The sequence below is a fragment of the Bradyrhizobium australafricanum genome (assembly GCF_020329495.1).
GTDB lineage: Bacteria > Pseudomonadota > Alphaproteobacteria > Rhizobiales > Xanthobacteraceae > Bradyrhizobium > Bradyrhizobium australafricanum.
Window position 1 is genome coordinate 229,941 of the sequence record NZ_JAGKJL010000004.1, and the last position, 10,173, is coordinate 240,113.

Annotated in this window: 10 protein-coding genes and 1 pseudogene; 9 read left to right on the forward strand and 2 right to left on the reverse strand. The window is 65.7% G+C overall.

The features are described from left to right. The first annotated feature begins 31 nt into the window (after window positions 1-31). From J6525_RS06385 to J6525_RS06420, 8 genes are all read left to right on the forward strand, one after another. Window positions 32-1,057 (forward strand): histone deacetylase family protein, encoded by a 1,026-nt coding sequence (locus tag J6525_RS06385; protein ID WP_225642914.1) that lies wholly within the window; start codon window positions 32-34, stop codon window positions 1,055-1,057. A gap of 195 nt (window positions 1,058-1,252) precedes the next feature. Continuing rightward, complete coding sequence (locus J6525_RS06390) at window positions 1,253-2,182, forward strand: Gfo/Idh/MocA family protein (protein WP_225642916.1); 930 nt, start codon at window positions 1,253-1,255, stop codon at window positions 2,180-2,182. A 2-nt stretch (window positions 2,183-2,184) separates the two neighbouring features. Beyond that, window positions 2,185-3,255 (forward strand): aldose epimerase family protein, encoded by a 1,071-nt coding sequence (locus J6525_RS06395; protein ID WP_225642918.1) that lies wholly within the window; start codon window positions 2,185-2,187, stop codon window positions 3,253-3,255. A 35-nt stretch (window positions 3,256-3,290) separates the two neighbouring features. After that, entirely contained in the window at window positions 3,291-4,169 is an 879-nt protein-coding gene (locus tag J6525_RS06400) for an SMP-30/gluconolactonase/LRE family protein (protein ID WP_225642942.1), read from the forward strand. A 59-nt stretch (window positions 4,170-4,228) separates the two neighbouring features. After that, window positions 4,229-4,960, forward strand: coding sequence for a TetR/AcrR family transcriptional regulator (locus tag J6525_RS06405; RefSeq protein WP_225642920.1), 732 nt, complete (start codon window positions 4,229-4,231; stop codon window positions 4,958-4,960). 19 nt (window positions 4,961-4,979) lie between these two features. Then, window positions 4,980-5,849, forward strand: a complete 870-nt coding sequence (locus tag J6525_RS06410) for an ABC transporter substrate-binding protein (protein ID WP_225642922.1) — start codon at window positions 4,980-4,982, stop codon at window positions 5,847-5,849. After that, window positions 5,849-6,772, forward strand: a complete 924-nt coding sequence (locus J6525_RS06415) for a DUF1932 domain-containing protein (RefSeq protein WP_249795925.1) — start codon at window positions 5,849-5,851, stop codon at window positions 6,770-6,772. Before J6525_RS06410 ends, J6525_RS06415 begins: the two co-directional genes overlap by 1 nt. Window positions 6,773-6,857: 85 nt before the next feature. Beyond that, window positions 6,858-7,640 carry an SDR family NAD(P)-dependent oxidoreductase gene (locus tag J6525_RS06420; protein WP_092089647.1) on the forward strand — a complete coding sequence of 261 codons (783 nt, stop codon included), beginning with the start codon at window positions 6,858-6,860 and terminating at the stop codon, window positions 7,638-7,640. Window positions 7,641-7,927: 287 nt separating this feature from the next. Here the strand turns inward: J6525_RS06420 and J6525_RS06425 are convergent, their stop codons facing one another. Next, window positions 7,928-8,731 carry an enoyl-CoA hydratase gene (locus tag J6525_RS06425; RefSeq protein WP_225642926.1) on the reverse strand — a complete coding sequence of 268 codons (804 nt, stop codon included), beginning with the start codon at window positions 8,729-8,731 and terminating at the stop codon, window positions 7,928-7,930. Window positions 8,732-9,116: 385 nt separating this feature from the next. Between J6525_RS06425 and J6525_RS06430 the strand changes: the two genes are divergently transcribed. Further along, entirely contained in the window at window positions 9,117-9,770 is a 654-nt protein-coding gene (locus tag J6525_RS06430; protein ID WP_092089649.1) for a PilZ domain-containing protein, read from the forward strand. A gap of 137 nt (window positions 9,771-9,907) precedes the next feature. Here the strand turns inward: J6525_RS06430 and J6525_RS06435 are convergent. Beyond that, window positions 9,908-10,173: pseudogene (locus J6525_RS06435) on the reverse strand (dienelactone hydrolase family protein); the annotation flags it as partial.

Below are 10,173 nucleotides of genomic sequence, written 5' to 3' on the forward strand. Positions count from 1 at the left end.
GCTCAGCCGCCGATCCAACAGGAGTGTCCCCGTGAAGGCCGTCTACAGTGATCTGCACCGCAGCCATGATCCGCAATTCTTCCTGGTCCGCGGTGTGGTCCAGCGTACCACCGAACAGCCCGAACGCGCCGACCGCCTGCTGGCGGGCCTGAAGGCCGGCAAGCACACGCTGATCGAGCCGACCAGGTTCGGGCAGGGGCCGCGGGCGCGCGTGCACAGTCCGGAATATCTGAGCTTTCTCGCGGACGCCTGGGACGAATGGTCGGCGCTCGGCAATGCCGGGCCGGAGATGATCGCGAACATCCATCCGGTGCGCAATGCCGGCACGTACCCTGCTCATATCGTCGGCAAGCTCGGCTGGCACACGATGGACACCGCGGCTCCGATCGGTCCCGGGACCTGGGCAGGCGCCTGCGCCTCGAGCGACGTCGCGGTCACCGCCGCGCAGATGGTGCTGGACGGCGAGGATGCCGTCTACGCGCTGTGCCGCCCGCCCGGCCACCACGCCTATCGCGACCTCGCCGGCGGCTTCTGCTTCCTCAACAACAGCGCGATTGCGGCCGAGCATCTGCGCCAGAAGCATGAGCGCGTCGCGATCCTCGACGTCGACGTGCATCACGGCAACGGCACGCAGGGCATCTTCTATGAGCGGCCGGATGTCTTCGCCGTCTCGATCCACGCCGATCCGTCGTTCTTCTACCCCTTCGTCTGGGGCTATGCGCATGAGCGCGGCGCCGGAGGCGGCCTCGGCACCAATCTCAACATTCCCCTCGCCAAGGGCACCGGTGACGACGACTACATGAAGGCGCTCGCAGCGGCGGAGAAGGCAATCCGCTCCTTCGCCCCGACCGCGCTTGTGGTCGCGCTCGGTCTCGACGCCTCCGAGAAGGACCCGCTTGCCGGTCTCGCCGTCACCACCGACGGCTTCCGCCGCATCGGCGAGGGGCTGGCCCGATTCGGGTTGCCGACAGTGCTGGTGCAGGAGGGCGGCTATCTCTCCGACATCCTCGGCGCCAATCTGACGGCGGTGCTCGGCGGGTTTGAGGCCGCACGCTAGCGCAATTTCGGGCGAGGTTGGAGCGTCGGCCTTGATTGATCAAAGCCAATGCCCCGGCCGCGAGGCGCGCACCAGAGCGTCGTGGACTTGCGTGTCCGCAACCAAAATCACATCATGCCGTTGGTATTCGGCGCTGGCTTATGATTCTGCCTGGCGGTTTCAGCCGGCCAGGCGGACAGCAACGCGAGGACGGCCATGAGTGACCTGCTTCGCATCGCCATCGTCGGTTATGGCGAGATCGCGCGCCGGCAGCACCTGCCTGCGATCGCGAAGACGTCAGGCGTAGCTCTCGTCGCGGTGGTTGATCCCGTGAAGACTCCGCCCGGCCTGCCGCATTTCCGCGACATGCAGGAGCTGTTGCGCGACGGGCCGGAGATCGACGCGGTCGCGCTGTGTACGCCACCGCAGGTGCGCCACGCGCAGGCCGCCGCCGCGCTCGCGTCGGGTAAGCATGTGCTGCTGGAGAAGCCGCCGGGCACGACGTTAAGCGAACTCACGCCGCTGATCGCGGCCGCGCACGAGGCGGGTCGGACATTATTCGCCACATGGCATTCACGCTATGCGGCCGCGGTCGGCCCTGCGCGGCAATTGCTCGCGAGACGCACCATCAACGAGGTGACCATCATCTGGAAGGAAGACGTGCGCGTCTGGCATCCGGGCCAGGCCTGGATCTTCGAGGCGGGTGGCTTCGGCGTGTTCGATCCCGGCATCAACGCGCTGTCGATCCTGACCGAGATCCTGCCGCGTGCGGTCTTTATCAGGAGCGCGGCGTTGGACTTTCCGTCCAATCGGGAGGCGCCGATTGCGGCAGAGATCGAACTTGCCGACGCGGGCGGATTGCCAATTCACGCCGAATTCGATTTCCGCCAGACCGGATCGCCGAGCTGGGACATCCTGTGCGAGACCGAGGCCGGGCCCGTGACGCTGTCGAAAGGTGGAAGGCAGCTGCGCGATGGCGGCAGGCTGGTGGTCGATGCGCCGGATGAGGAATATCCCGCGCTGTACCGCCGCTTCGTCGCGCTGACCTCGGAAGGAAAATCCGATGTCGACCTCGCGCCCTTGCGGCTTGTCGCCGATAGCTTCATGCTCGGGCGACGGCGCCTCGTCGAGGCGTTCGAGGACTGACAATGACATCAGCCAGCATTGGTCGCGCTCCCTTCGGCAAGTTGCACGACGGCACCGTGGTCGAGCGCGTGATCTTGCGCGGTGAACATGGTTTTGAGGCCGCCATCCTTCCGTTCGGCGCCACGCTGCAAGCGCTGCTTGCGCCGGATCGTGACGGGCATTGCGACGACATCGTGCTTGGCCACGATGAGCTCGACGGCTATCTCGCACAGCGCAAATTCTTCGGCGCGACGATCGGGCGCTATGCCAACCGGATCGCCGGTGCGCGCTTCTTGCTCGATGGCGAGACGGTGCAGCTTGACGCCAACAACGGTCCCAACGCGCTGCACGGCGGCCTGCAGGGCTTTGATCGCAAGCTGTGGCGGATCGTCGAACTATCGGATGATCCGGGACCGACGCTGGTGCTGGAGCGCGAGAGCCCGCATGGCGAGGAGGGCTATCCGGGCAATCTCGCGGCGCGCGTGACCTATCGCGTGCGCAGTCCGATGGAGCTCTCGGTCACCTACGAGGCGACGACGGACCGGCCGACCTGCCTCAATCTCACCAATCATAGTTTCTTCAATCTCGAGGGCGCGCGCTCGGGCATGCAGATCCTCGATCACCGCCTGACGATCGTCTCCGACCATTTCCTCGCGGTGGATGCCACGGCGATCCCGCTCCACGAACCGCCGCGGCCGGTCGACGGCACGCCGTTCGACTTCCGCAAGCCTACAGCCATCGGCGCGCGGATCAGGATGAATGACGAGCAGCTGCGGCTCGGGCGCGGCTATGACCACAATTTCTGTCTGGCCAAGGGGGCGGGCCTTTGCCTTGCTGCGCGCCTCGAGGCGCCGCACAGCGGCCGCGTGATGGAGCTGCTCACCGATCAGCCGGGACTGCAGTTCTATTCCGGCAATTTCCTCGACGGCTCGACCACCGGCAAGGGCGATCGTCTGTACCGGCAATCCGACGCGCTCTGTCTCGAGCCGCATGCCTGGCCGGATACGCCGAACCGGCCCGACTTCCCGTCGGCGCGGCTCGATCCGGGGCAGCTCTATCGGCGCAGCATCGTCTACCGCTTCTCAACCGCATGAGTCACGCCATGACCAACCGTGCCGCCGAGCCGCCGATGGAAGAGGTGCCGACATCGGTGCTGTCGGCGGAGCGTTGCCATCTCGGCGAAGGCCCGACCTATGATGCGGCGACCGACACCGCCTGGTGGTTCGATATCCGCGAGCGCCGGCTGTTCGAGCATCGATTTGCTGGTGGCCGCACCGTCATTCACGCATTGCCGAAAATGGCGAGTGCATTGGCGCGGATCGACGGCGAGCGGCAGCTGATCCTGACCGAAGATGGACTTTATGTACGGCACGTTGCCGACGGCCGCCTGGAGCTGTTCACCGCGCTGGAGGCCGACAATCCGCTGACGCGCTCCAACGATGCGCGGGTGCATCCGTCGGGCACGTTCTGGCTTGGCACCATGGGGCGCCATGCCGAGCAGGGTGCCGGCGCGATCTATGCGCTGCACCGGGGCCGCATCGTGCGGCTGTATCCCGGGATCACCATCCCAAATGCGATCTGCTTTTCGCCCGCGGGCGACATCGGCTATTTCGCCGATACCGCAACCAACGTGCTGCATCGCGTGCCGCTCGATCCATCAACAGGACTGCCGGTCGGCGAGGCTACCGAATTGATCAGACATCGAGGCAGCGGCGGGCTCGACGGTGCGATCGTCGATGCCGACGGGCTGATCTGGAACGCGCGCTGGGGCGGCGGTTGCGTCGACGTTTACGATCCCGCCGGCCGGCATCTGCGTTCGCTGCGCGTACCGGCGAGGCAATCGAGCTGCCCGGCATTCGTCGGCCGCGACTTCTCGCGCGTGCTGGTCACCTCGGCCTGGCAGGACATGGATGAGGCGCAGCGTGCGGCCGATCCCGAGCATGGCAGGACGTTCCTGCTCGAGGCCGCCGCGCGCGGTCGGGCCGAGCCTGACGTCAAACTATCCTGACGGATGCGTGCACCGCGGCGTTGTTGACGCGACCGGATTATTTGGACGATAGTACAAATATGGTCCGCAAACCTGCCAGGTCTGACGTGAAGGCCGCCGCCAGCACCCGCAAGCCGAACATGCGCGAGGCGATCCTCGCCGCGGCGGAGGAACTGTTCTCGACCTATGGCTTCAACGCCGTCTCGGTGCGTGACATCGCGCACGCCGCCGGCGCCAATCCGGGCAGCGTGACCTATCATTTCAGGACCAAGGACGGCCTGCTGCTGGAAATCTATCGGCGCCATTGCGGCCCGATGAACCGGCGGCGTTCCGAGCTGTTGGCGGCGGCGCGGCGGGTGCGCGATCTGCAGGACCGGCTGGAGGCGATCGTGCGCGCCTATGTGTTGCCGGCCTTTACGTCCGGCAGCGATCTTGCAGGCGGCGGAACGCGGTTCACGCGATTGCGTGCGATCATGTCGGCCGAGGGCAATGAGGTCGTGCGCAAGATCATCGCGCAGACCTTCGACGACACCAGTCATGCCTTCATCGACGCGATTCATGAAAGCCTGCCGCATATTCCGCGTACTGATCTGGTCTGGCGCAGCCACTTCCTGCTCGGCGCGCTCTACTACACGCTGGTGACGCCGGAGCGCGTCTCGCGCCTGTCGCGCGGCAGCGCCGACGGCACCGATGCCGGCCACGCCATCGAGGAGCTGGTGCGCGCCACCGTTGCCGCGTTGCAGGCCGCGCCGCTCGACGAAGGGGCGCCGCGCAAGATCCCGGGCTCAAATCCGGGGCGAGTGGTGACCTGAACGTCCGGAGCTTGTCGCGATGGAGAAACTTCGGCTGCGCGCCGTGCTCGGCAATCATCCGCACATCCGGGCGGTGAAGAACGGTGAGCTTCGCTCCGACCTGTTCGATCTCGACTTCACCGAATTCACGCCGACCAACGCCGCGTTCAAGCCGATGGTGCGCGAGCAGGCATTCGACGTCTGCGAGATGGCGATCGTGACCTATCTGATGGCAAGGGCGCACGGCAAGCCGCTGGTGCTGCTGCCGGCGGCGATGGTCGGCCGCTTCCAGCACGGCCATGCGCTCTATCGCGCCGACCGCGGCACGCTCGTGCCTGCCGATCTCGAAGGCAAGCAGGTCGGCATCCGCTCGTTCACGACCACGACCGGGGCATGGATGCGCGGCATCCTTGCCAATGACCATGGCGTGAACCTCGACAGGATCAACTGGGTCACGTTCGAGGATCCGCATGTCGCGGAATATGTCGACAGCACCGAGCGTGCGCCGAAGGGCAAGACCATCGTTCAGATGCTGAGGGACGGAAAGCTCGATGCCGTGCTCGGCGAGATCTCGAGCGATCCGGCATTCAAGCCATTGTTCGCCGATCCAGCCGCAGAGGCGTCCCTGTGGTATGCGCGGCACGGCGTGGTGCCGGTCAATCACCTGGTGGTGGTGACATCGCGGCTTGCAGCGTCGCGGCCGGACGTGGCGCGAAGCCTGTACGATCTCCTCAAGCGCTGCAAGGCAGAGGCCGGCCCGTCCGGCATGCCGGACCTGCTGCCGTTCGGCGTCGCGGCGAACCGCAAGCCGCTCGAGCTGATGATCGACTATTGCGTCCAGCAGGCGTTGATCCCCCGGCACGTCACGGTCGACGAGCTGTTCGACGACACAACACGGAACCTGAACTGATGACAATCTCCTGCGATCCGCGGCAATGGCAGGTCGGCATGCTCGGCTATGGCGAGGTCGGCCGCATCCTTGCCGAGGATCTGCGCCGGCAGGGCGTGAGCGTTTCGGCCTACGATATCAAGCTTGACCGCGGGCAGGGCGCGGCGCTGCGCGCGCACGCGGCGGAGATCGGCGTCGAGCTCGCGCAATCCCATGCCGATCTTGCGGCGCGGGCCGATTTCATCATCTCGGCGGTGACGGCGAGCCAGGCGGTGCCGGTGGCCGCGGCCTGCGCACCTGCAATCCGGAACGGCGCCTGGTTTCTCGATTTCAACTCGGCCTCGCCCGGCGCCAAGCAGCGCGCGGCGGCGCACATCGACGGCGCCGGTGGCCGCTATGTCGGAGGCGCGGTGATGACCTCGCTGCCGCCGTACCGGATCAGGGTGCCGCTGCTGCTCAGCGGGCAGGGCGCGCGGGAGCTGGCGCCGCAGCTGGTCGCGCTCGGCTTTGCGGCGAAGGTCGCAAGCGACGAGCTTGGCGTCTCCTCGGCAGTCAAGATGTGCCGCAGCATCATGATCAAGGGACTGGAGGCCAAGGTGATCGAGAGCTTCACCACCGCACGCGCCTATGCCGTCGAGGATGCGGTGCTCGCCTCGCTCAAGGAGACCTTTCCGTCGATCGACTGGGAGAAGCAGGGTGCCTATTTCTTTCAGCGGGCGATCGAGCATGGCCGGCGGCGCGCCGAGGAGGTGCGCGAGGTGGCGGAGACCGTGCGCGAGGCGGGGCTCGCGCCGTGGTCTGCCTCCGGCACCGCCGAGCGGCAGGGCTGGATCGCCGATCTTGCCGATGAGGGCGTGTTCGGACCCAGGGGAACGCCGGACTTTGCCCGCAGCGCCGACTGGCGTACCGAGGCGGACCGGATTCTCGCGCGCATCAAGTCGTAAGGTCTCGCCCGGAGAATCCGCCGCGTTCCCTGCCGACGCGCAATGCGCTATTGCTCCATGAACAGTTTGTTCTGGAGGCACTCCCATGAAGAATTCCGGCAAGGTCGTCGCCATCACGGGGGCGGCACGCGGCATCGGCAAGGCCTGTGCGGCGCGCTTCCTGTCCGATGGCGCCAGGGTCGTCATCTCGGATGTCGACGCTGCAGGGCTTGTCCACACCGCCCAGGAACTCGGACATATCGATCAGCTGCGGGCGGTCGAGGCCGACGTCAGCAAGCGCGCCGATGTCGACCGCATCGTCGCGACCGCGGTGAAGGAATTCGGCCGGCTCGACGTCATGGTCAACAATGCCGGCGTCGCGCGCAACCGCGACTTCCTCGACATCAGCGAGGCCGAATTCGACGACGTGATGGGCATCAACCTCAAGGGCGCGTTCTTCGGCGTCCAGGCTGCGGCGCGCCAGATGATCGCGCAGGGCGGTGGCGGCGTCGTCGTCAACATGTCCTCGGTCAACGCGCTGCTCGCGATCCCCTCGCTCGCGACCTATGCGATGTCCAAGGGCGCGATGAAGCAGCTCACCTCGGTCGCCGCCGTGGCGCTGGCGCCGCACGGCATTCGCGTCGTGGCGGTCGGACCCGGCACGATCCTGACCGAGATGGTGGCGACGGCGATCTTCTCGTCCGAGGATGCGCGGCGCAGCGTGCTGTCGCGCACGCCGGCCGGCCGCTGCGGCGAGCCGAGCGAGGTCGCTGCCGTCGTGGCATTCCTTGCCAGCGACGATGCCTCCTACATCACCGGCCAGACCATCTATCCCGACGGCGGGCGGTTGATCCTCAACTACACGGTCCCGGTCAGCGAGAAGAAGTAGGGCAGGTTCAATCGCGAGCGCACTGCCAAAATATCGAAAACAACCCCATGCAAAGGAGCCGCCGGCGGCCGGCGTTCGACCAGGCGACTTGACACGTCGGGCAAATCAGCGGTACTATTCGATTATTCAGAAATCGTGCAATCGCCATCCGGTGTCATCACCCGCGCATCCGCATGCGCATGCGAGCGATCCAGTATTCCAGAGGCGGTCGTGCTTGAGCCGATGGGCCGCGGCGTACTGGATCGCCCGGTTGAACCGGGCTATGCCAGGTGCGGATGGGGACGTCGCTACCGGCCCTTGAACTGCGGCTTGCGCTTCTCCATGAAGGCATTGCGGCCTTCGCGGAAGTCCGCGCTGTCCATGCATTCGATGCCGATCTGCTTGACCGCCGCCATGTCGCGGTCGGCGGGATCCTTCAGCACCTGCGCGATGGTGATCTTGGCGGCCTTGATCGCCAGCGGCGCATTGGCGGAAATGGTGCGCGCGATTTCCATGGTCGCATCCCAGAGCTCGGCGTCCGGCAGCACACGATCGACGAGGCCGATCCGCAGCGCCTCAGCGGAATCGATCCGCATGCCGGTATACATGATCAGCCGCGCCCAGGACGGGCCGACCAGCGACACCAGATGGCGCAGCCCGTCATAGCCATAGGCGATGCCGAGCTTGGCGGCGGGAATGCCGAATTGGCCGCTGGCGCCGGAGATGCGGATATCGGTCAGCATCGCGACCTGCATGCCGCCGCCGAGGCAGAAGCCGCGGATGCAGGCGATGGTCGGCTTCGGATAGTCGGCGAGCAGGGCGCGCTGGGCGGCGCTGCGCCGTGAATATTCCTCGGAGGCCTCGGCGTTGTGCCTGGTCTTCTCGAACTGGCTGATATCGGCGCCCGATACGAACGCCTTGTCGCCGGCGCCGACCAGGATCACGACGCGGACGGCCGGATCGTCGCGCAACGCCGTCAGCGCCTCGCCGAGCCCCTCCCACATCTCCAGCGACATCGCATTGCGCTTGTCGGGATTGTTGAAGGTGATGACGCCGACGCCGTCGACGACGTCTTGCAGGATCTTGCCGTCGGCAAGCGATTTGTTTGACATGTTGAGCCTATGAGGGTCCAGACTGATTGAGCGAAGGCTAGCACCCGGCCGACAGCCGAGGCAGGCGGTTTGGAGCACGGCGCGCTTGCATTGCCGGGTAGCAACTCTCCCGGTAGTTGTGCGGTTCGCAAAATAAACTGCCGGGCAACGGTTGCGCCATAGAGTGCGCCGCCGGCGCTCCGTCCCGGTTTAACTTTTTCCTAGTTTTTCGACGGTATGGCTGTACGCACCTGCGCGCCAGGACCATTCGGCCACGCGCTGGAATGCGTGCCGCAGCTCCCCGCTACCATCGCGTCGGTAGCGGATTTCCCCACCACCGGACCGGCAGTGAAGCCGGTCAATCCCGACCTCCGTGCATTCACATCGCCTCGGGCGAGGTTCAGTCGTGTCCGTCGAAAAGTTTCTCAAGCAACGCGCGGTCAAGATCACCGTCAACGGCAGCTACACGTTGCCGAACTGGTACGATGCCCAGGGCAAATTGCGCACCTTCGCCTGCCGCACCACGCGTGTCTCGCCGTTCCGGATGATCGTGGACGTGCCGGTCGTCGGCAAGGTCGGCGACCGGCTGACTTCGTATTTCGAGGAGTTCGGCAAGTTCGAGGGCTGCATCACCGACACGATGAGCGGCAGCTTCCTGCTCGAGCTCGAGATGACGCATGCCATGCGCGAGAAGTTCGCCGACAAGCTGACCTGGATCGAGAAGAAGCAAAAGGATCCGAGCATCCGCGAGGCGCGCAACAACCCGCGTTTCGTTCCCGTCGCGCCGCATGCCATGTTGACGCTGGCGGACGGCACCATGCAGAGCTGCTTCATCATCGATATGTCGCTGTCCGGCGCGGCGGTCTCCTCCGAGGCGCAGCCGCCGATCGGCATGCCGCTTGCGATCGGCGCCTGCGTCGGGCGGGTGGTCCGGCATCTGCCGAACGGCTTCGCCATCAAGTTCGTCGAGACCTACAAGCAGAGCGAGCTGGCCCGCATGATCTCGCGCAAATCCAAGGAGCTGCAGGTGGTCTCGGTCGACGCGGACCCTGTCGCCTAGACTTGGGCGTGTACTCATAAATCTGGTACGCGCGTGCGGAGATAGCGAGGTCTGAGTTGTCCTCCAAAGCAGACATCGACGGACGCCTAAGTGAATGTCCGCAACGGGCCAATAGGCGACATCCGGTCGTCGCCCGATCATGGGAGTTGGAACGCCTTCTTGAAGATTGCCTTGACGGCTTGCTTGGCTTCACGGGTAGCGACCGGATCGTGGCCGATGTGCACGCCGTGCACGACGCACGTGTCCGTATAGGCGAATGGCCGCTTGGTGTCGGTGTTAATGAGCAGCCCATCGGCATCCTCTTCGATCAAGCAATTGCGCACACTCTGGTATCCAGGCTGCATCGCTGCAGGCTGCGCACCGAGCGGGTTGTCGAATGCGTGCGAGGCGTTTGGATACTCGG

What these genes read in the sequence shown, in the direction of transcription:
- J6525_RS06420 (WP_092089647.1), top strand. Translation starts at nt 6,858, where the DNA reads ATGAAGAATTCCGGCAAGGTCGTCGCCATCACGGGGGCGGCACGCGGC.
- J6525_RS06425 (WP_225642926.1), bottom strand. Translation starts at nt 8,731, where the DNA reads ATGTCAAACAAATCGCTTGCCGACGGCAAGATCCTGCAAGACGTCGTC.
- J6525_RS06400 (WP_225642942.1), top strand. Translation starts at nt 3,291, where the DNA reads ATGGAAGAGGTGCCGACATCGGTGCTGTCGGCGGAGCGTTGCCATCTC.
- J6525_RS06390 (WP_225642916.1), top strand. Translation starts at nt 1,253, where the DNA reads ATGAGTGACCTGCTTCGCATCGCCATCGTCGGTTATGGCGAGATCGCG.
- J6525_RS06410 (WP_225642922.1), top strand. Translation starts at nt 4,980, where the DNA reads ATGGAGAAACTTCGGCTGCGCGCCGTGCTCGGCAATCATCCGCACATC.
- J6525_RS06395 (WP_225642918.1), top strand. Translation starts at nt 2,185, where the DNA reads ATGACATCAGCCAGCATTGGTCGCGCTCCCTTCGGCAAGTTGCACGAC.
- J6525_RS06415 (WP_249795925.1), top strand. Translation starts at nt 5,849, where the DNA reads ATGACAATCTCCTGCGATCCGCGGCAATGGCAGGTCGGCATGCTCGGC.
- J6525_RS06405 (WP_225642920.1), top strand. Translation starts at nt 4,229, where the DNA reads ATGGTCCGCAAACCTGCCAGGTCTGACGTGAAGGCCGCCGCCAGCACC.